Genomic DNA, 19,504 nt, shown 5'->3' with positions numbered 1-19,504 from the left:
CGATGAGCAACGAACTGTCCGTCACCCGCTACATTGCCGCACCGCCTGCGAAAGTGTGGGACGTCATGGCCAACCGCCAAAACGAATGGTGGTGCCCTACCCCATGGCGCGCCGAGGTCGATGAACAGGACAAGCGCCCCGGCGGCGTGTGCAAGATGACGATGTACGGCCCCGACGGCGAAGTTATGCCCCAGAACGGCATCTACCTTGCCTATGAGGAAGGCCGCCGCTTCGCCTCGACCGATGCGGTGGTGGACGATCTCCAACCGAGCGGGCCGTTCATGATCGGCATCTGGGAAGTCGCTCCTGAAGGCGAAGGCACGCGCTATACCGCCACCGCCCGCCACTGGAGCGCGGATACCTGCAAGCAGCATGAGGAAATGGGCTTTACGCAAGGCTGGGCCGCCTGTGCGGACCAGTTGGCAGCGATCTGCGAGGGCGAGGACGAATAACGCGCCCTGCTCCTCTTTCCACTTCGTCACCCTGAAACAAGTTTAGGGTGACGGGGAATGTAGGGCCAAGATAGGTCCTACCCGAAAGCCGCCGCGTTCTTGAGGACCTGATACGCCTCGACCACCCCCTGCAGCCGCGCGGCATGGCTGTGATCGCCGCCGTTGTGGTCGGGATGATACTGCCGCAGAAGCCGCGTATAGCGAAACCGCAGGGTCTTGCGGTCGATGTCCCCGTCCAGCCCCAGCGTCTCCAAAGCTCTGCGCTCGTTCGGAGTGAAGCGCGCGTTTTCGGGCTTCAGGTCAGCTCTGCGCCGCTTCACATGCGCCCTCGCCCGTGCCTGAATCGCCTCAAGCGGGTCGGAGAAGTTCGCCCAGTTCGGCGCCTGATCCACGCCCGCATCGGGCCGGAACGCGCGGGTCTGCGTCTCCCAACCGTGGAGCGGCGACTGGGCGCGCATGATCTCCTCCGCTTCCATGCCTTCGAAGTAGTCGTAGCCCGAATTGAACTGACGCACGTGCTCGAGGCAGAACCATCGATAGTCGCCCGGCCCGTCGAACCCGGACGGCCGACCACCCGGAGCACGAAACTCGCCCGCCTCATCACACCCCGGCCAGGCGCACTCGTGACCGGTGGATTCGAACCTTCCATGAAATCTATGCTGTCTCACCGGCTTCCAGATGGGACATCGATCGCCTAAATGGAACCCCATGTCTGGACCACTCGAACAGGAAATGCGGCAGCTTCTGACCGCCGCCTTCGCTCCCACGTCGCTTGACGTGGTCAACGATTCCGCCACGCACCGCGGCCATACCGGCGATGACGGCAGCGGCGAATCGCACTTCACCATCCTGATCGAGAGCCCGCAGTTCGCCGGTGTCTCACGTCTGCAGCGCCAGCGACTGGTAAATGCGGCGCTGGGCGACATTCCCGGCAATCGCGTCCATGCGGTGGCGATCAAGGCCAGCGCGCCGGGGGAATAAGCGCGAAGCCCGCAGACATACACCCGTCATCCCAGCGAAGGCTGGGACCGCTGGCAATGCTTTAGGCGATAGCTGGCCGAACAACACCCTGCCGTTGGGTGGGTTGTTCACGGCCAGCGATCCCAGCTTTCGCTGGGATGACGGCGTGTTGCCCTGTAGCTTGCTCAGGGCAAACACCCCGGTTGCCCTTTGCGCCTTGCCCGACTAAGGCGCGCACCATGCCGACACCTCTGACTTTCGCCGTGCCCAAGGGCCGAATCCTCGACGAAGCATTGCCGCTCATGGCGCGCGCCGGTGTGATTCCCGAGGCGGAATTCCATGACAAGAAGTCTCGCGCGCTCTCCTTCGCTTGCGAAAACAGCGACATGCGCCTGATCCGCGTGCGCGCCTTCGACGTCGCCACGTTCGTCGCGCATGGCGCTGCGCAAGTCGGCATCGTCGGCTCGGACGTGGTGGAGGAGTTCGCCTATTCCGACCTCTACGCCCCCGTGGACCTGAACATCGGCCACTGCCGTCTTTCGGTCGCCGAAAAGGTGGGCGAGACCGGCGGCGCGCTGCCCTCGCACTTGCGGATCGCCAGCAAGTACCCGAACCTCACCCGCCGCCACTTCGAGAAGCTGGGTGTACAGGCCGAAGTCGTGAAGCTGAACGGCGCGATGGAGCTGGCGCCCTGCCTCGGTCTGTCGAGCCGGATCGTCGATCTGGTCTCCACCGGCCGCACGCTCAAGGAGAACGGTCTGGTCGAAACCAGCCGCATCCTCGACATTTCCGCGCGCCTGATCGTCAACCGCGCTGCCCTCAAGACCGACGAGCGCGTCGCCGCTCTGGTCGAGGCCTTCCGCGCGCTGGTGGCGGAAAAGGAAGCCGCCTGATGCTGCGCCTTTCAGCCAAGGACCCCGGTTTCGCCGAGGCCTTCGCGCGCGTGGTCTCCGACCGCCGCGAAAGCGCGGTTGACGTGGCCGCCGACGTCGCCGCGATCCTCCGGGACGTGCGCGAGCGTGGTGATGCAGCGCTTGCCGATCTCACGGCGAAGTTCGACGGCCATGACCTCGACCAGACCGGCTGGAACGTCGATGCCGCTACCTGCAAGGCCGCCTTCGACGCGCTCGAACCGACCTTGCGCGCAGCGCTGGAACTCGCGGCAGAGCGTATCCGCGCCTACCACGCCGCGCAACTCCCCGAGAACCGCGACTACACCGACGCCGCCGGCGTGCGCCTCGGAGCGACGTGGAATGCGGTGGACGCGGCGGGGCTCTACGTTCCCGGCGGGCGGGCGGCCTATCCGTCCTCGCTGCTGATGAACGCCATTCCCGCCAAGGTCGCAGGCGTGGAACGTCTCGTTGTCGTCACGCCTACGCCGAAGGGCGAAGTCAACCCGCTCGTCCTCGCTGCCGCGCATCTTGCGGGCGTGGACGAAGTGTGGCGCGTAGGCGGTGCCCATGCTGTCGGCGCGCTGGCCTATGGCACCGACCGCATCGCCCCCGTCGATGTGGTAACCGGCCCCGGCAATGCCTGGGTGGCCGAGGCCAAGCGCCAGCTCTACGGCGTCGTCGGCATCGACATGGTCGCGGGGCCGAGCGAAATCCTCGTCATCGCGGACGCCAAGAACGAGCCGCGCCGGATCGCCGCCGACCTGCTCAGCCAGGCCGAGCACGACCCGACCTCGCAGTCGATCCTCATCACCGACGACGCGGCCTATGCCGATGCGGTGGCCGAGGCAGTCGAACTCGAACTGGCCGCGCTGGCCACCGAGAAGACTGCGCGCGAAAGCTGGAGCGTCAACGGGGTCATCATCGACGTCGCCAGCTTCGACGAGGCGCCCGCACTCGCCAATGCGCTGGCCGCCGAACACGTCGAGATCGCCACCGACGATCCCGAAAGCCTGATGCGCCGCATCCGGCACGCAGGCTCGGTGTTCCTCGGCCGCATGACCCCCGAAGCGGTCGGCGATTACGTCGCCGGGCCCAATCACGTCCTGCCCACTGGGCGCCGGGCGCGGTTCTCCTCGGGGCTTTCGGTCCTCGATTTCATGAAGCGCACCAGCTTCATCCAGCTCGATTCCGCGGCGCTGGAGGCCATCGGCCCCGCCGCCGTCGCCCTTGCCGAAGCGGAAGGGCTTCCCGCGCACGCGCGCTCCATTTCCGTAAGGCTGAACTCATGAGCAATCCCAAGCAGAAGCGCGCCGCCGCGCGCCTCGCCGCCGTCCAGGCGCTGTACCAGTTCGACATGGAGGGCACCCCGATGGCCTCCCTGCTCGACGAATTCCACCGCCACCGCCTCGGCATGGAGATCGACGACGCGCAGTTCGCGCAGGCCGAAGTCGCGTTCTTCGACGACGTGGTGAAGGGCACCATCGCCCGCCGCGACGAGATCGACGAACTGCTGGCCTCCAAGCTGACCGAGGGCTGGTCGCTGGGCCGTCTCGACAAGACGATGTTGCAGATCATGCGCGCGGGCGCTTACGAACTCATGGCCCGCGCCGACATTCCGACCGGCGCGGCGATCAGCGAATACCTCGACGTGTGCCACGCCTTCTTCGACCCGCGCGAGGCGAAGTTCCTCAACGGCGTGCTCGATTCGGTGGCGAAGTCGGTTCGCTGACGGCATAGTTCCGGGATGACCGGCGAGCACGCCTTCATCCACGCGCTGCGCGCCATCGCTACCGACCCCGCCGCACGGCGGCTGGCGGACGATGCCGCCGTGCTCCAGATCGGCGGCGAGGCGCTGGTGCTGACGATGGATACCGTCGTCGAGGGTGTGCACTACCTGCCCGGCGATCCGCCGCAGGACGTGGCGTGGAAGCTGGTGGCGGTGAACGTCTCCGACCTTTCCGCCAAAGGGGCGACGCCGGCGGGGTGCCTCTATTCGCACGCGCTGGGCGCTTCCGCGTGGGACACCGCGTTCCTCGCCGGGCTGGACGAGGCCTGCCGCCGTTTCGCCATCCCGCTGCTGGGCGGCGATACGGTCCGCATGCCGGACGGCGCGCCGCGCAGTTTCTCGCTGACGGCTCTCGGCACCGGGGCCAAGGGTTGCCCGGTGCCTTCGCGCACGGCGGCGCGGCCGGGTGACCGGGTCTGGGTCAGCGGGACCATCGGCGATGCGGGGCTGGGGCTGAAAGCCGCGCTGGGCGACCTCGATGGAGACGCAACCGCCCTCACCGCGCTGCTCGCCTGTTACCGCCGCCCTGCGCCCGAGCCTCGCTTGGGCGTCGCACTGGCGCCGCTGGTCCACGCTATGATGGATGTTTCCGACGGACTCATGGTCGATGCCTCGCGCATGGCCGAGGCCAGCGCGGTAGGCGTGACGCTGGACGTCGGCGCAGTGCCGCTTTCCGCGGCCCTCCGCACCGTCGCAGGCGAAGTTCTGGAGGTCCGGCTGGTAGCGATGGCCGCCGGGGACGACTACGAACTGCTGTTCACCGCGCCGCTCGAAAATACAGCGCGCATTCTTGAAGCCGCGAGCACCCTGAACCGGCAGGTTACGGCAATCGGCACCATCGAAGCAGGAGCGGGGCTGTCGCTGCATCACGAAGGCGCTGCACTGCCCTTGCCCGAACGCCTGGGTTACCAGCACTGACGTCGGTGCGTGGCCCGGTCGCCATGCCGCCGATGACGGCACCGTTCCGGCGCATATCCCTGCTTGCCACTCCCCCACCTTCCCTATAGCCCTAGTCGCCGCGAGCGGGAAAACCCGTCGCTACAACATAATGGGAAGGGGACGTCTTCGTGAATCTCATCACGATCGCAATAGTCCTGGGACTTCTGGCCATCGTCTATGGCTTCGTCACAAGTCGTCAGGTGCTCAGTGCTCCCGCAGGCTCCGAAAAGATGCAGGAGATCGCCGCCGCTATTCAGGAAGGCGCGCAAGCCTACCTGAAGAGGCAGTATTCCACCATTGCCGTTGTCGGCGTGATCGTCGCGATCATCCTGGCGTTCACACTCGGAGCCATATCGGCCACCGGGTTCGTCATCGGCGCGATCCTGTCGGGTTTCGCCGGGTTCATCGGGATGAACATCTCGGTCCGGGCGAACGTACGCACCGCCGCTGCGGCACAGAAGGGCCTGCAGGAAGGGCTGACGCTGGCGTTCCGGGCGGGCGCAATCACCGGCATGCTGGTGGCGGGCCTCGCTCTGCTCGCAATCGCGGTGTTCTACTGGTATCTCACCGGACCGGCCGGGCATACGGTTGGCGGCGATGACCGTACCGTGGTCGAAGCACTGACCGCCCTCGCCTTCGGAGCCTCGCTCATTTCGATCTTTGCGCGTCTGGGTGGAGGCATCTTCACCAAGGCCGCCGACGTCGGCGCCGACCTCGTCGGCAAGGTCGAGGCCGGCATTCCCGAGGACGATCCCCGCAACCCCGCCGTCATCGCCGACAACGTGGGCGACAACGTCGGCGACTGCGCCGGCATGGCGGCCGACCTGTTCGAAACCTACGTCGTCACCGTTGGCGCGACGATGGTGCTGACCGCGCTGTTGCTCAAGGGCGCGGGCAACCTGAGCGCGATGATGGCGCTGCCGCTGCTGATCGGCGGCGTCTGCATCGTCACCTCCATCATCGGCACCTACTTCGTGCGGCTGGGCAGCTCGCAGAACATCATGGGCGCCATGTACAAGGGCTTCCTTGTGACTGCGGTGCTCTCGATCCCGGCGATCTGGTGGGCGATAAGCCATGCGCTGGGGGATATGGAGGCCGTCATCGGCAATGGCGACCTCAACGGCCGCACGTTGTTCTATTGCGCTCTGGTCGGCCTGGCGATCACCGGCCTGATCATCTGGATCACCGAGTATTATACCGGGACCGATTATCGCCCGGTCCGGTCGATCGCCAAGGCTTCGGTCACCGGTCACGGCACAAATGTGATCCAGGGCCTTGCCATCAGCCTGGAAGCGACGGCGCTGCCGACGATCGTGATCGTCGCCGGGATCATCATCGCCTACCAGCTCGCCGGGCTGCTGGGCATTGCCTATGCGGCGACCGCGATGCTGGCGCTGGCGGGCATGGTGGTGGCGCTGGATGCTTACGGTCCGGTCACCGACAACGCGGGCGGCATCGCCGAGATGGCCGGTCTGGACGACGCCGTGCGCGAGAAGACCGACGCGCTCGATGCCGTGGGCAACACCACCAAGGCCGTGACCAAAGGTTATGCGATCGGTTCGGCGGGGCTTGCCGCGCTGGTCCTCTTTGCCGCCTACACAACCGATCTCAAGGAGTTCTTCCCAGCGCTGAACGTCGATTTCAGTCTGGAGAATCCTTACGTCATCGTCGGCCTCCTGCTCGGCGCGCTACTGCCGTACCTGTTCGGCGCGATGGGCATGACGGCGGTGGGCCGGGCCGCGGGCGACGTGGTCGTCGACGTGCGCGAGCAGTTCCGCGAGAAGCCGGGCATCATGACTTATGCGGAAAAGCCCGACTACGCACGCACGGTCGATCTTGTCACGAAGGCAGCGATCAAGGAGATGATCGTGCCCTCGCTACTGCCGGTGCTGGCGCCGATCGTGGTCTACTTCGTGATCACCGCCGTCGCCGGTCGTGAAAACGGCTTCGCGGCGCTCGGAGCACTGCTGCTTGGCGTGATCGTCAGCGGGCTATTCGTGGCCCTGTCGATGACTTCGGGTGGCGGCGCATGGGACAACGCCAAGAAGTTCATCGAGGACGGCAATTACGGCGGCAAGGGTTCGGAGGCGCACAAGGCTGCCGTCACCGGCGATACCGTGGGCGATCCCTACAAGGATACCGCAGGCCCGGCGGTGAACCCGATGATCAAGATAACCAATATCGTCGCGCTGCTGCTGCTTGCCGCAATGGCGGCCGGTTGAACGCAGCGGCACCGCGTCGGGGCCTTTCCGGCGCGGTGCCGTTAGCGTTTCCTTGATTTCTCGCCATTAATTCAGGCCACGAACACGCAACGTTCCGGCAACAGGATTCGGTCTGCAAGTGGCTGGCGAGGCACATCGCAAAGAGGCCCCATCGGCGCTGGACGCCGAGATCGCGCCCGTTCGCCTGCTTTCGGGCAGCCTCTGCGCCGTGCCCTGGCGCGCGCTGGAAAGCGAGGTCGATGCCTGGGACCGCCTAACCGGCAACGCCAGCGAGCCAAACCCGTTCTTCGAGAGCTGGTATCTGCTCCCCTCGCTACGCCACCTGCCTGACACGGACGGCGTGACGATCCTGCGCTTCGAGCAGGACGGGCAACTGGTGGGCCTGCTGCCCGTCGCTCCATCCCGCCGCTACTACCGCTGGCCGATGCCGCATTTGTCCAGCTGGCTTCACGCCAACTGCTTCTGCGGCGTGCCGCTGGTCGCCCGGGGCGCAGAAGTGCCTTTCTGGCAGGCCGTTCTGAGCTGGGCCGACACCCGGCCTGACGCGGCGCTGTTCATGCACTTGCGCGGCATGATGCTGGGCGGCCCGCTGCACGCCGCACTGGACGCCGTAGCGGCACAGGACGCGCGGCAGATCGAGATCGTACACCGCGAGGCCCGCGCCATGCTCGCCTCCGACCTTTCGCCCGAAACTTATCTGGAAGCCGCGCTGTCGAGTAAGAAGCGCAAGGAACTGCGCCGCCAGGCCAATCGCCTCGCCGAGGAAGGTGCCATCGCCTTCGAGCACAGCACCGATGCCCGCGACGTCGCCCGGTGGTGCACCGATTTCCTCGCGCTGGAGGCTGCGGGCTGGAAGGGTAAAGCCGGCTCCGCGCTGGCAAGCTCCGAGCGGACCGAGCGGATGTTCCGCGAAAGCCTCGAAGGAGCAGCTCTGCGCGGCAGGCTGGAGAGACTGTCGCTGACGCTCGACGGTCGCCCCGTCGCGATGCTGGCGACGTTCCTGACCGCACCGGGCGCCTATTCCTACAAGACCGCCTTCGACGAGACATATGCGCGCTTTTCACCCGGCGTGCTGCTCCAGCGCGAGAACCTCGTCATGCTGGACCGCGCAGACATCGCCTGGACCGACAGTTGCGCCAGCGCAGACCATCCGATGATCGACCACCTCTGGCGCGAGCGCCGGGACATCGGGCGGCTCTCCATCGCCATCGGCGGCAGGCTGCGCCGCGCCGCATTCCGCCAGTTCGTGCGCGCCGAAACCGCGCGCCATCCCGCCGGACACCGACCATGAACGTCCCGACTCTACTCCAGACAAGTCCGGTTTTCGCGGACACCGCGCGCCATGACTTCGCATCGCACTATCCCGAGGTGCCGCATAAGCTGACTCACGCCCTTGGCGCACATCCACTGATGGAACTGGAGGCACTGGCCCGGCTGGCGGAGGTGCTTCCCCCCGCCTCGGTGGAATACAATGCCAGCGACCAGCCCATCGGCATCGAAGGAAAGCCCGGGCCGACCGGCATCCCCATCGGCGAAACGATCCGCCATATCGAGACGACCCGCTCCTGGGCGGTGCTCAAGAACGTCGAGCAGGACCCGGCCTACGCTGCACTGCTTGAAGCGCTATTGGCCGAAATCCGTCCAGCCATCGAAGCGCGCACCGGGCGCATGCTCAAGACGCAGGCCTTCGTATTCGTGACCAGCGCCGGGGGCGTCACGCCCTATCACTTCGACCCCGAACACAACATCCTGATGCAGGTGCGCGGCTCCAAGGTGATGACGCAGTTCCCGGCGGGCGATCCGACCTTTGCGCCGGACGAGATTCACGAAACCTACCACACCGGCGGCGGCCGAGAACTGAAGTGGCGTGACGAACTGCTCGCCGGCGGCCGCGAATTCCCACTCGCGCCGGGCGAAGCGCTTTACGTACCGGTTATGGCGCCGCATTTCGTGCGCAACGGGCCGGAGTCGTCCGTTTCGCTCTCGATCACCTGGCGCTCGGAGTGGAGTTTTGCGGAAGCGGATGCGCGGGCCTTCAACGGACTTCTACGACGTTGCGGGCTTAAACCGACGGCCCCGGGGCGCTGGCCGGATCGCAATCGCACCAAGGCGACAGGCTGGCGTATCGCACGCAAGCTGGGCCTGTAGGACTGGCTCATCGCTCCCGTCGATAACCGTGGCGACAAGGATCGTTTTGTTGCTGCAAATTAGTCGCATTAGAAGAGTGGTCGAAAGGACCGCCCGATGACCCACGATTTCGCCAAGACCCTCAGTTTCCTTGCGCTCCATCTTATGGTCGGTTTCACCGTCGCCTATCTCGTCACCGGATCGGTCACGATGGCGGGCGGGATTGCTCTGATCGAGCCGATGGTGAACGCAGTGGTTTTCTTCTTTCACGAGCGTGCCTGGCGGAGCGGAGACACGTCGTTCACCGCGTTGCTGAGGCATCGCCACGCCGCAGTCTGACACCAGTTCAGGAACGCCGGGTCGTTTCCTTGCGCAAGTCGTGGACGCGGCCGCCGTGATGCTCGATCAACGGGCTGAAGTCCTCGGGCTCATTGACGAGATCGTCGAACAGCGCACGGTAATGGATCATCGCCCTGCGCAATTCCTCAGTGCCCGCCTCGCCGCGCGCATGGCTGGCAGCGATGTGATGGCCGGTGCGGTAATGTGCGACGACCTCGCCGTGATCGACCGAAAGATCCTCGTAGCGCTGGTCGAAGTCCGCCACGGGATAGCCGCGTGCGGTCATGACGTCGGCCAGCAGCACGTCAGCGCGCTGAACCGCCCCCGCAGGATCATCGACGAACTGGGCCTGCACTTCCAGCCACGTCCGAACGAATGCCTCGCGCCGAGCGGGCTGTAGCGGGCGGATGTCGAAGGCGGCAACGCGCTGCTCGCGCTCATGGAGCACAGTCTCGGCCTTATACGTGCTGCCGGACTGATCGACGGTGCGATCGTATTCGTCGCCAAACCGATCACGCAACCGCGCTGTATGGCGACTGCGCATGACTGTCACGACAACGCCGACCAGAACGGCCAGCGCGATCACGCCGACGGCTATGGCGAGCGGACTAAGTGTAACCACGTTGAATCTCCCGTTTCCCGCCTCCGTCCTACGGAAACTTCAACCGGGGAGATGATCGTCAGTTGCGCGGCCCGCCGCAGGTGTCGCGCCGCTCAGCCGTTCGGGTGGTAGAAATCGTAGATCGTCTGCGCCACCGCCACGCTGACACCCGGCGCGCGGCGCAAATCTTCGAGGCTCGCCGCGCGCACTTTGCCCGCCGTGCCGAAGTGCAGCAGCAGCGCGCGCTTGCGGGCCGGGCCGATGCCGGGAATCTCGTCGAGCGGGCTGGCGGTGATCGCCCGGCTGCGCTTCGCCCGGTGCGCGCCGATGACGAAGCGGTGGACCTCGTCGCGCAGGCGCTGGAGGTGGAACAGCACCGGCGAGTTCACCGGCAGCATCTTCTCGCGCCCGTCGGGGAAGTGGAACACCTCGCGCCCCTCGCGCCCGTGATGCGGCCCCTTGGCGATGGCGATGAGGTTGACGTCCTCGATGCCGAGTTCCTCCAGCGCGTCCTTCACCGCGTTCATCTGGCCCTTGCCGCCGTCGATCAGAACGAGATCGGGCCAGGTGCCGCCGGTGCGCTCGGGGTCTTCCTCCTGCACGCGGCCGAAGCGGCGGGTCATGACCTCGCGCATCATCGCGTAGTCGTCGTCGGTCTGCGCGGACTTGATGTTGAACTTGCGGTACTGGCTGGTCTGGAAGCCCTCCGGCCCCGCCACCACCATCGCGCCGAGCGCCTTGGTGCCCGAGATATGGCTGTTGTCGTAGACTTCCACCCGCTGCGGCAGGTCCGGCAGTTCGAGGAAGTCGGCCATCTCGCGCCAGACTTTCGCCTGCGTGCCGCGCTCGGCCTGGCGGCGGTCGAGCGCTTCCACCGCGTTGCGCGTGGCCTGCATCATCAGGTTGCGGCGGTTGCCGCGCTGGGGGACGGAGATCTCCACCTTGCCGCCCGCACTCTCGCGCAGGGCTTCGGCGATGAGGTCGGCCTCGGGAAGTTCGCGGTCGACGAGGATGCAGCGCGCGGGCGGCACTTCCTCGTAGAACTGCGCGAGGAACGCCTGCATCACCTCTTCCTCGCTCAGCCCTTCGGTATGGGTGGGGAAGAAGGCGCGGTGGCCCCAGTTCTGGCCGCCGCGGATGAAGAAGGCCTGCACACCCACCTGCCCGCTCTTGCTGGCCATCGCGAAGATGTCGGCATTGTCGAGACCCTCGGCATTTATCGCCTGGCTGCCCTGGATGAAGGTCGCCGCGCGCAGGCGGTCGCGCAGCATCGCCGCGCGCTCGAAGTCGAGGTCGGCAGCGGCCTCGGCCATCTGCGCCTCGATCTTGCGCTGGACCGCGTTGGACTTGCCACCGAGGAAGTCCTTCGCCTCCTGCACCAGTTCCTTGTAGCCCGCCTCGTCGATGCGATCGACGCAAGGGGCCGAGCAGCGCTTGATCTGATAGAGCAGGCAAGGCCGGTCGCGCCGGGCGAAGAAGCTGTCGGTGCAGCTGCGCAGCAGGAACAGCTTCTGCAGCGCGTTGATCGTGGTGTTGACCGAACCGGCGCTGGCGAAGGGACCGTAGTAATTGCCCTTCATCCGCCGCGCACCGCGATGCTTCATGATGCGCGGGAACTCGTGGTCGGTGCGCAGCAGGATGAAGGGGAACGACTTGTCGTCGCGCAGCAGCACGTTGTACGCGGGCCGGAACCGCTTGATGAGCTGCGCTTCGAGCAGCAGCGCCTCGGCTTCCGAATTGGTCGTCACGATCGTCATCGAGCGGGTCTGGCTGACCATGCGCTGCAGGCGGCCGGGCAGACGCTCCCACTGGGTATAGTTGGCGACGCGGTTCCTCAGCACCCGCGCCTTGCCGACATAGAGCACATCGCCGCGCGCGTCCTGCATCCGGTAGACGCCGGGCTTGGCGGGTAGCGTGCGGACGGTGTCGCGGATCACCTCGACGCCGGCCTGCAGGTCGGGCTGGTCGGAGCCGCGCACGGTGTAGGTCGCCCGCTCCTCGTTGAAGCGTTCGAGATGGTTGGGCTGCTCAGGAGTGCCGGCTGGTGTGCTGCCAGATGTTCGGGCCATGTTCGTGCAGATAGGACAGGAAGGGCCGGATCGGTAGTCCCCCGACCCGGCCTATCCTCAGGATCAGAACATCTTGCGGAAGTCGATCCCCAGCACGCGGCCCTGCGGTTCGCGATAGGCGGGCTGATAGGCGATCGGGGTGAGCCCGTTCTGATCGGTCACCTTCTGCCGCGAATCGAGCAGGTTGTTGGCCTTGAGCGACAGCCGCGATCCCTTGAAGAACGGCATCTTGGAAACAAGGTCCTCGTTGCGGCCGAGATCGGCGAAGATACGCAGCGATACGTCGAAGGTACTGCCGAACCGCAGGTCCTGGCTGCCGGGCGCACCCGAGCCATCGACGCGGGCAGGCGCGTTCCATTCACCCTTCAGGCGCAGGCCATAGCCGTTCTTGAACAGGCCGCCCTCGGCCTCGATGGTGTGGCGCGGAGTGCCGCCTGCCGAGGTCGAATTGCCGTTCAGCTGGTCGAGCACAGGCACACCCGGCGCGATGAGGATCGTGTCGGTGAAGCGCCAGGTGTGATAGATCGAGAGGTTCCAGCGACTGCCATTGCGACCGCCGGGAGGGCCAAAGCCGCCCCCCGGAGGACCACCCGGTCCACCGCCGGGACCCCGTCCGCCCGATTCGGCGCGAGTGCCACCGGCGCCGCGCTCGCCCGCATTCGATGCCATCGGCGGCTGACCGCCAAAAGCCCCGGGCGGCGGGAAGCCCGGCTGCTCGCCCTGCGCGCGGGTCGTGCCAGGGGCCGGCGTCGGCGCATTACAGAAACGCTCACGCAGTTCGGCGAGCTTGGCCGGATCGACCTTGCCGTCGGCGCCCATGATGCGCTCCCGCATGCGGTCGGGCAGGCTCGCCACGTCCGGCGGGCCGCTGCCGCCTGCGCAAAGCGCGGTACGGATGCGTTCGAAACGCTCGGGGTCCATCGGACCTCGGCCGCCGCCTTCGCCGGGAGTGGCACCCTGCCCTTCGGCCGAACAGGCACGCTGCTTGAACTCGGCCAGCTTGGCCGGGTCGATCTTGCCGTCCGCACCGGAGAGACGATTGCGCAATCCTTCGGGCAGGCTCGCCGGATCGGGATCGCCTGCGCCGGGCGCGCAGAGCTTTTCGCGGATCGCGGCGAAGCGCGAGGGATCGAAGTTGGGGCGTGCGGCTTCGTTGGACGTCTGCCCCCCATTCAATACCTGACCGCCCGCCATCGGCCCGTTCGGGCCGGTGACCGATTGCACCGGCGCAGCGCTCATCCGCGCGGACGAGCCTCCGGACGAACCGCCAGTCGATGACGAACCGCCGAGGCTACCCGAAATGTTAAAGCCCCAGCGCATGGAGGAAGTCTTCACTTCGTCGAAAGTCACCGCGCGCCGATCGATCCGGGTGAGGTTGCCGTCCGCGTCGCGCGTCACGCGGTCAGGGAAGGCGTCCTCGATCGCCGAAGTCAGCAGGGGGAACGCCTGCGTCACGTTGCTCGACCGGTTGCGGAAGTATTCGACGATCAGGTTTGAGCGCTGCAGGAACGGCAGCTTCCACTGTGCCGAGATTTTCCAGTCGCGCTGGGTTTCCTTCTTCAGGTCCGGATTGCCGCCGGTCACCGTGGTGACGAGCGCGGTGCGCGAATTGGTGAAATCGTAGACCGCGACGTTGTATGTCTCGACCATCGGCGCGGCCAGCTGGGTCAGCTTGGGCGCGGCCTGATCGACGATATAGCTCGCCTGCAGCATCAGCGTTTCGGTCGGCGACCATGTAACGCCCGCGCTCCAGTCCGTCAGCGTTCCGAAGTCCGACAGGTGGTCCAGTCCGCCGCTGAAATTCAGCGTGATGTCGCCCACCGCGCCAAGGAAATCCTCTCCCTTGCTGGTCAGCGGCAGCGCCAGATTGACGCCGCCCAGCAGATCGCCGCGCCGGAGCGTCACGTTGCCCACCGTGTTGCGCGTGTCCTCGCTCATGGAGCGGTCGAAGTCGTACCCGCCCTTGACCGTCAGGTTCGCCTCGCCCGCCGGCATCCGGAACGGCTTGCCCGACAGGGTGACGAGGTTGGACAGCGTCAGTTGGCGCGTGGTCGCGACGTCCACGCCTGCGCCCGGCACATTGGGCAGCGCCCCGGTGATGGAAAGCGCGCCGGATGCGACTTCGGCCTGAAGGTCGCCGTACTGCGCCTCGGTGCGACGGCGATCGACGCGGGTATTCGTGTCGGTATACGTCGCATTGGCGGTGGCGCTGACCTGCCATTCGCCGAGCATCGTGCTGTAGCCGAGCCCGCCCTCGAACGTATCGGTGATCGAGCGGTTTCGCAGCGGATCGGCCAGCGTGCGGCGCAGCGTCTGGCCGTCATACGTCAGCGGAACCGTGTCGAGCCCCGACAGCGAGAGCGTGTTTGAGCGGGTATACCCGCCGGTCGCGGTGATCGCCCCGGCCAGGCCCTTCTCGCCCAGCCCCTGCGTCATCGTGCCTTCCAGCGTCAGTTCGTGGTCCTGCGCGGCGAGGCTGCGATAGCGCGCCGGATCGGGATCGCCCGCGACTTGCGAAACACGCGATTCGTCCTGGACGATGCCGCGCTCGGCCTCGGTCAGCATGCTGGTGTTGTCGAGCTTGCCGTTGACGTTGAAGCGGCGCGGCCCGGCGATCTTGAACAGGCCGCCTTCCAGTTCGTAGTTGTCGTAGCCGCCGCGCGTCGGGCGATTGTATTCGCCCGAAGTCGTCACCGCAGAGAACTGGTCCTTGAGGATGATGTTGACGACGCGCTGGTTGGCCGAATAGCCGAAGCGCAGCGCCACTTCCTCGGGCAGCACCTCGACCCGGCGGATCGCCTCGGGCGGGATGCCGCGCATCTCGCGGAAGCTGGAGATGCGCTGGCCGTTGAGCAGCATGACAGGCGAGCCGCCGCGCCCACGGCCGCTGCCGGTCTGCGGGCTGATCGCATCCAGCAGTTCCTCGATCGAGGCGACGCCATAGGACGCGATGTCGTTCTCGTCGAAGACCGCAATGGGCTGCTGGGGCACGTCGATCGAGCCGATCACGCGCGGCGCGGTGACGAGAATCTCGTTGCCGTGGACTTCCAGCGGGTTGTCGGGATCGGTGTCGTCATCCTTGATGACCGGCACGCTAGGTGCGTCAGCCGCCGCTTCCGCCGCGAACGCAGGCATCGGCATGGCGAGGCTCGCCACGAGGCTGATCAGAGGTAAGGAACGCAAGTGCAGTCTCCGCCAAGGTGCATCTGTGAAATAGTGATGTGTTCCTTCCCCTCCCGCGCTATTGCCTTGGCCTCTTGCGGACCACAAGCTGGGGCGCGGTATCATTTTGTCGCAATCGTCTTGCGCGAACATGAACCGGCGGCCCTTGCTACTGTACGCATCGTCGCGAAGTCGTTGCGGGCCATGGCGCGATGCGCAAATGGCGACAAAGCAGTCACACGAACGGCAAAAATGCCGCCAAGGCTTCCATTTTCGCGGAGTCGTGGCTATGTCGCGCGCCGATGACACACCAGAACAATGGAAACTGATCGCCAATGGCGAAAGAAGAACTCCTCGAAATGCGCGGCCGCGTGGTCGAACTTCTCCCCAACGCGATGTTCCGCGTCGAGCTGGAGAACGGCCACGAAATCCTCGGCCACACCGCAGGCAAGATGCGCAAGAACCGCATTCGCGTGCTGGTCGGCGACGAAGTGCTCTGCGAGCTGACCCCCTACGATCTCACCAAGGGTCGCATCACCTACCGATTCATGCCGGGCCGTGGCGGCCCTGGCCAGTTCGGGTCCTGACCTGACTGCGGCAGATTTGTCGGCGGGGCATGGCGCCCCCCGACTCGTTCTCGCTTCCGCCAGCCCGCGACGCCGCGAACTGCTCTCCCGCATCGGGATGAGCGACTTCACGGTGGAAGCTGCAGACATCGACGAGACTGCGCATCCCCGCGAGGTGCCGCGCGATTACGCCCGGCGCATGGCGCGGGAAAAGGCGCTTGCGCTGCCTCCCGGAGATGCTTTCGTGCTGGCTGGCGATACCGTAGTCGCCTGCGGCCGCCGCGTGCTGCCCAAGGCCGAAGATGAGAAGACCGCGCGCGAATGTCTCGCGCTGCTTTCGGGCAGACGGCACCGCGTCCTCTCCGCCATCGCCCTGCGCGCGCCCGGCGGCACCCTGCACGAGCGGCTGAACGAGACGATCGTGCGCTTCAAGCAATTGTCCAAAGACGAGGTCGAAGCCTACATCGCCGGCGGCGAGTGGGAGGGCAAGGCCGGTGGCTATGCCATCCAGGGCAGCGCCGAAGGCCTCATCGCGTGGATTTCCGGCAGCCACTCGGGCGTCGTCGGCCTCCCCCTGTTCGAGACGCGCGCCCTGCTGAAGGGCGCAGGCTTCCCCATTGGCTGAATGGCTGGTCGAAGAGGGGATCGGCGAAGCCCGCGCGATTCTCGTCGATAACGGCCATGTCCTTGCCGCAAGGCTGGAATGGCCGGGCCGGCTGACCGCCGATGAAGTCGCTGACGCAGTGCTGGTATCGCGCCGCGCCGGAGCCTCACGCGGAACGGTTCGCTTCGATTCGGGCGAGGATGCGTTCGTCGACGGTTTGCCCAAATCCGCCAGCGAAGGCGCGCGCCAGCGGGTGATCGTCACCCGCGCAGCGATGGCCGAGACCGGCCGCTACAAACTGGCCCAGACCCGAGCCAGCGATCTTGCCCCTCGCCCTGCTCCCACCCTTGCCGAATCGCTGCGTGGCGGCGGACTGCCGGTCAGGAAGGTCCGCCGCTTTCCCGAAGATCCCTGGCCCGAGATCGTGGCCGAAGCGCTTGACGGCGTGATCGCCTTCGAGGGCGGATCGCTGGTGGTGACGCCGACCCCGGCGATGACGCTGATCGATATCGACGGCATCCTGCCGCTCGCCGCGCTGGCATTGGCCGCCGTGCCCGCGATCGCCGACGCGGTCGGGCGGCTCGACCTTGCCGGCTCCATAGGCATCGACTTCCCCTCGCTGGAGCGCAAGGACGACCGCCGCGCGGTGGACGAGGCTCTGGCCGAAGCGCTCGACCACTGGCCGCACCAGCGCACGGCGATGAACGGCTTCGGCTTCGTGCAACTCGTCGCGCGGCTGGAACGCCCCTCCATCCCGCAGCGGGTGCGTGCCGCCCCCGTCGCCGCCGCCGCGCGCCTTCTTATGCGCAGCGCCGAGCATGTCGCCGAACCGGGCGCGCTGCTACTCACCGCGCACCCGGCCGTGCGCGCCGCGACGAGCGAGGAATGGCTCGCCGACCTCGCGCGGCGCACCGGGCGCACGATCCGCTGGCAGGAGGAGCGCGCGCTTGCGCTGGCCGCCGGATTCGCGCAGGCGGTGCCGCTATGACCCTCTCCGAACGCAAATGCCCAATCTGCCGCAAACCCCGCGCCGCCGAGTTCACGCCGTTCTGCTCCAAGCAGTGCCGCGACCGTGACCTGCTGAAGTGGTTGGACGACGGCTACGCCCTGCCCGGGCAGCCCCACGATCCCGAGGACTTCGTCGGGCAGGAAAAAAACAATCCACAGGACGATTGAAATTTCTTCGTCATTTAGGGCTTGCCAAGGTCGGCCACCTTCTTCATAGGCCCGCCCACACCGCTCGCCGGTCTCTTCCAGAGGCCGCCGCCGAACGAGTGCCCGAGTAGCTCAGTTGGTAGAGCATGCGACTGAAAATCGCAGTGTCGGTGGTTCGAATCCGCCCTCGGGCACCATTTCCTTTCCTTTGGTGTCGCACCCGAAATCTAACGTCATTGCGGACATCCGTGATGGATTTCAGCATGTCCTGCCGGATTGTAATGCGGCTTTGATCTTTAGTCGCAAATTGTCGCATCTGCGAAATGGGCGCTTGCTCGCGCACCGTTTTGCTGAATAGGACAGGGCAACATCCAACAAGGCGCGCGACTTGAACAGCTTCCCCCCTTATGCCCTTCGCCGGCCCTCCGGTTGGCGCTGGCCGCTCCTGCCTGTTGCCGCCCTCGCGCTTGCCGGAGTGTCGCTAGCGGCATGCTCCGGTGAGTCGTCAAAGGGCCAGCAGCAGCGCACTGCCGAAGTCGGCTACATCGTCGCGCAGACCAGCAGCGTCCCCCTCTCGGCAACGCTCAGCGGCCGTACGGTCGCCTTCGAGACGTCCGAGGTGCGCCCGCAGGTAACCGGCGTCATCAAGCGCCGCTTCTTTACCGAGGGCAGCACGGTCAAGGCAGGCCAACCCCTGTTCGAGATCGACCCCAGCCTCTACCGTGCGGCAGTCAACCAGGCGCAGGCCAACCTCGCCAGCGCCCGCGCCACGGCGGATGCCGCATCGGTCAAAGCGGAGCGCTATCGCCCGCTCGCCGATATGGAAGCAGTCGCCAAGCAGGACTATACCGACGCCCTGGCGGCATCTCGCACGGCGAAGGCTGCCATTGCGCAGAACGCCGCCACGCTTGATACGGCCAAGATCAACCTGCGTTTCACCACCGTCCCCGCACCGATCAGCGGGAAGATCGGACGTCAGTTGTTCACCGTCGGCGCCCTCGTCAGTGCCACGCAGGCCGATCCGCTCGCGGTGATCCAGCGCATGGATCCGATCTACGTCGACATGCAGCAGTCCGCCGCAGAATTGACGAGTCTGCGCCAGCGTCTCGCGGCCGGGGGCGTCACCCCCGGTAGCACCGAGGTCCACCTCATGCTGGACGGCGGCGCGCGCTATCCGCAGGCGGGAACGGTGCAGTTCTCGGAAGTCACGGTCGATCAGACCACCGGCACCGTCACCCTGCGCGCCCGCTTTCCGAACCCGGACGGCCTGCTGCTGCCCGGCATGTTCGTGACGGCTATGTTCGATCAGGCATCGGACCCCAATGCGTTCCTGATCCCGCAGAACGCGGTCCAGCGCGACTTCGACGGCAGTGCCTACGTCATGCTGGTCGGCGCCGACAATAAGGCTACGCGCCGCAAGGTCACCGCCGACCGCACCTACAACGAGTTCGCAGTCGTCACCGGCGGTCTCAAGAAGGGCGACAAGGTCATCATCCAGGGCCTCAACGGCCTGCGTCAGGGCGCTCCGATCAAGCCGGTTGTCAGCACGGCACCCCAGAAGGTGGAGCCGCGCAAGGAAGGTCAAGGCGCAGAGACAGCGCAATCCGGCCACAAGCGCGGCTAACGGTC

At 66.3% G+C, this 19,504-nt stretch carries 19 protein-coding genes and 1 tRNA gene; 16 read left to right on the top strand and 4 right to left on the bottom strand.

The window, feature by feature from the left end; genetic code table 11:
- The first annotated feature begins 2 nt into the window (after positions 1-2).
- Positions 3-452 carry an SRPBCC domain-containing protein gene (locus ACYPYD_RS14590; protein WP_285018499.1) on the top strand — a complete coding sequence of 150 codons (450 nt, stop codon included), beginning with the start codon at positions 3-5 and terminating at the stop codon, positions 450-452.
- A gap of 77 nt (positions 453-529) precedes the next feature.
- Here the strand turns inward: ACYPYD_RS14590 and ACYPYD_RS14585 are convergent, their stop codons facing one another.
- Positions 530-967: a J domain-containing protein gene (locus ACYPYD_RS14585; RefSeq protein ID WP_008829490.1), complete on the bottom strand. Its 438-nt coding sequence runs from the start codon at positions 965-967 to the stop codon at positions 530-532.
- A 193-nt stretch (positions 968-1,160) separates the two neighbouring features.
- Here ACYPYD_RS14585 and ACYPYD_RS14580 point away from each other — a divergent pair, with 193 nt between their 5' ends.
- The 9 genes from ACYPYD_RS14580 (at position 1,161) to ACYPYD_RS14540 (ending at position 9,718) form a co-directional block, all read left to right on the top strand.
- The gene (locus tag ACYPYD_RS14580; RefSeq protein ID WP_008829491.1) at positions 1,161-1,433 is read left to right on the top strand and encodes a BolA family protein; all 273 of its coding nucleotides are present in this window, start codon (positions 1,161-1,163) and stop codon (positions 1,431-1,433) included.
- Positions 1,434-1,651: 218 nt separating this feature from the next.
- Positions 1,652-2,305 carry an ATP phosphoribosyltransferase gene (hisG, locus tag ACYPYD_RS14575; protein WP_271183439.1) on the top strand — a complete coding sequence of 218 codons (654 nt, stop codon included), beginning with the start codon at positions 1,652-1,654 and terminating at the stop codon, positions 2,303-2,305.
- Positions 2,305-3,594: a histidinol dehydrogenase gene (gene hisD / locus ACYPYD_RS14570; protein ID WP_459663847.1), complete on the top strand. Its 1,290-nt coding sequence runs from the start codon at positions 2,305-2,307 to the stop codon at positions 3,592-3,594. Before hisG ends, hisD begins: the two co-directional genes overlap by 1 nt.
- A complete protein-coding gene (gene nusB, locus ACYPYD_RS14565; protein WP_008829494.1) occupies positions 3,591-4,034 on the top strand; it encodes a transcription antitermination factor NusB in 444 nt (147 codons plus the stop codon). The genes hisD and nusB overlap by 4 nt, the downstream gene beginning before the upstream one ends.
- A gap of 15 nt (positions 4,035-4,049) precedes the next feature.
- Complete coding sequence (gene thiL, locus ACYPYD_RS14560) at positions 4,050-5,009, top strand: thiamine-phosphate kinase (protein WP_459663844.1); 960 nt, start codon at positions 4,050-4,052, stop codon at positions 5,007-5,009.
- 149 nt (positions 5,010-5,158) lie between these two features.
- Positions 5,159-7,252: a sodium-translocating pyrophosphatase gene (locus ACYPYD_RS14555; RefSeq protein ID WP_008829496.1), complete on the top strand. Its 2,094-nt coding sequence runs from the start codon at positions 5,159-5,161 to the stop codon at positions 7,250-7,252.
- Between the two features lie 118 nt (positions 7,253-7,370).
- Entirely contained in the window at positions 7,371-8,543 is a 1,173-nt protein-coding gene (locus ACYPYD_RS14550) for a GNAT family N-acetyltransferase (RefSeq protein ID WP_459663841.1), read from the top strand.
- Entirely contained in the window at positions 8,540-9,400 is an 861-nt protein-coding gene (locus ACYPYD_RS14545) for a transcriptional regulator (protein WP_459663839.1), read from the top strand. The genes ACYPYD_RS14550 and ACYPYD_RS14545 overlap by 4 nt, the downstream gene beginning before the upstream one ends.
- Positions 9,401-9,496: 96 nt before the next feature.
- Entirely contained in the window at positions 9,497-9,718 is a 222-nt protein-coding gene (locus ACYPYD_RS14540; RefSeq protein WP_459663837.1) for a DUF2061 domain-containing protein, read from the top strand.
- Positions 9,719-9,725: 7 nt separating this feature from the next.
- On the opposite strand, the gene ACYPYD_RS14535 is transcribed toward ACYPYD_RS14540, so the two are convergent.
- The 3 genes from ACYPYD_RS14535 to ACYPYD_RS14525 form a co-directional block, all read right to left on the bottom strand.
- Positions 9,726-10,340: a hypothetical protein gene (locus ACYPYD_RS14535; RefSeq protein WP_459663834.1), complete on the bottom strand. Its 615-nt coding sequence runs from the start codon at positions 10,338-10,340 to the stop codon at positions 9,726-9,728.
- A gap of 92 nt (positions 10,341-10,432) precedes the next feature.
- Entirely contained in the window at positions 10,433-12,388 is a 1,956-nt protein-coding gene (gene uvrC, locus ACYPYD_RS14530; protein WP_459663832.1) for an excinuclease ABC subunit UvrC, read from the bottom strand.
- 63 nt (positions 12,389-12,451) lie between these two features.
- A complete protein-coding gene (locus ACYPYD_RS14525; protein ID WP_459663830.1) occupies positions 12,452-15,571 on the bottom strand; it encodes a TonB-dependent receptor in 3,120 nt (1,039 codons plus the stop codon).
- Positions 15,572-15,885: 314 nt separating this feature from the next.
- On the opposite strand from ACYPYD_RS14525, the gene infA reads away from it, so the two are divergent.
- The 6 genes from infA (at position 15,886) to ACYPYD_RS14495 (ending at position 19,499) form a co-directional block, all read left to right on the top strand.
- Positions 15,886-16,137 carry a translation initiation factor IF-1 gene (gene infA / locus ACYPYD_RS14520; RefSeq protein ID WP_008832182.1) on the top strand — a complete coding sequence of 84 codons (252 nt, stop codon included), beginning with the start codon at positions 15,886-15,888 and terminating at the stop codon, positions 16,135-16,137.
- A gap of 16 nt (positions 16,138-16,153) precedes the next feature.
- Positions 16,154-16,741, top strand: a complete 588-nt coding sequence (locus tag ACYPYD_RS14515; RefSeq protein WP_036524918.1) for a Maf family protein — start codon at positions 16,154-16,156, stop codon at positions 16,739-16,741.
- Positions 16,734-17,708 carry a ribonuclease gene (locus ACYPYD_RS14510; RefSeq protein WP_459663828.1) on the top strand — a complete coding sequence of 325 codons (975 nt, stop codon included), beginning with the start codon at positions 16,734-16,736 and terminating at the stop codon, positions 17,706-17,708. The genes ACYPYD_RS14515 and ACYPYD_RS14510 overlap by 8 nt, the downstream gene beginning before the upstream one ends.
- Positions 17,705-17,896: a DNA gyrase inhibitor YacG gene (locus ACYPYD_RS14505; RefSeq protein ID WP_008832185.1), complete on the top strand. Its 192-nt coding sequence runs from the start codon at positions 17,705-17,707 to the stop codon at positions 17,894-17,896. The genes ACYPYD_RS14510 and ACYPYD_RS14505 overlap by 4 nt, the downstream gene beginning before the upstream one ends.
- Before the next feature lie 100 nt (positions 17,897-17,996).
- Positions 17,997-18,072, top strand: a tRNA-Phe gene (locus ACYPYD_RS14500).
- Between the two features lie 191 nt (positions 18,073-18,263).
- Entirely contained in the window at positions 18,264-19,499 is a 1,236-nt protein-coding gene (locus ACYPYD_RS14495) for an efflux RND transporter periplasmic adaptor subunit (RefSeq protein ID WP_036524543.1), read from the top strand.
- Positions 19,500-19,504: the final 5 nt, after the last annotated feature.

It is taken from the genome of Novosphingobium sp. 11B (genome assembly GCF_054589055.1).
This window is presented reverse-complemented; position numbering and strand designations above follow the sequence as displayed.

Excerpts from the sequence above, each read along its gene's own strand:
- infA (WP_008832182.1), top strand. The coding sequence starts at position 15,886 with ATGGCGAAAGAAGAACTCCTCGAAATGCGCGGCCGCGTGGTCGAACTT.
- ACYPYD_RS14590 (WP_285018499.1), top strand. The coding sequence starts at position 3 with ATGAGCAACGAACTGTCCGTCACCCGCTACATTGCCGCACCGCCTGCG.
- ACYPYD_RS14505 (WP_008832185.1), top strand. The coding sequence starts at position 17,705 with ATGACCCTCTCCGAACGCAAATGCCCAATCTGCCGCAAACCCCGCGCC.
- ACYPYD_RS14580 (WP_008829491.1), top strand. The coding sequence starts at position 1,161 with ATGTCTGGACCACTCGAACAGGAAATGCGGCAGCTTCTGACCGCCGCC.
- hisD (WP_459663847.1), top strand. The coding sequence starts at position 2,305 with ATGCTGCGCCTTTCAGCCAAGGACCCCGGTTTCGCCGAGGCCTTCGCG.
- uvrC (WP_459663832.1), bottom strand. The coding sequence starts at position 12,388 with ATGGCCCGAACATCTGGCAGCACACCAGCCGGCACTCCTGAGCAGCCC.
- thiL (WP_459663844.1), top strand. The coding sequence starts at position 4,050 with ATGACCGGCGAGCACGCCTTCATCCACGCGCTGCGCGCCATCGCTACC.
- ACYPYD_RS14540 (WP_459663837.1), top strand. The coding sequence starts at position 9,497 with ATGACCCACGATTTCGCCAAGACCCTCAGTTTCCTTGCGCTCCATCTT.
- hisG (WP_271183439.1), top strand. The coding sequence starts at position 1,652 with ATGCCGACACCTCTGACTTTCGCCGTGCCCAAGGGCCGAATCCTCGAC.
- ACYPYD_RS14545 (WP_459663839.1), top strand. The coding sequence starts at position 8,540 with ATGAACGTCCCGACTCTACTCCAGACAAGTCCGGTTTTCGCGGACACC.
- nusB (WP_008829494.1), top strand. The coding sequence starts at position 3,591 with ATGAGCAATCCCAAGCAGAAGCGCGCCGCCGCGCGCCTCGCCGCCGTC.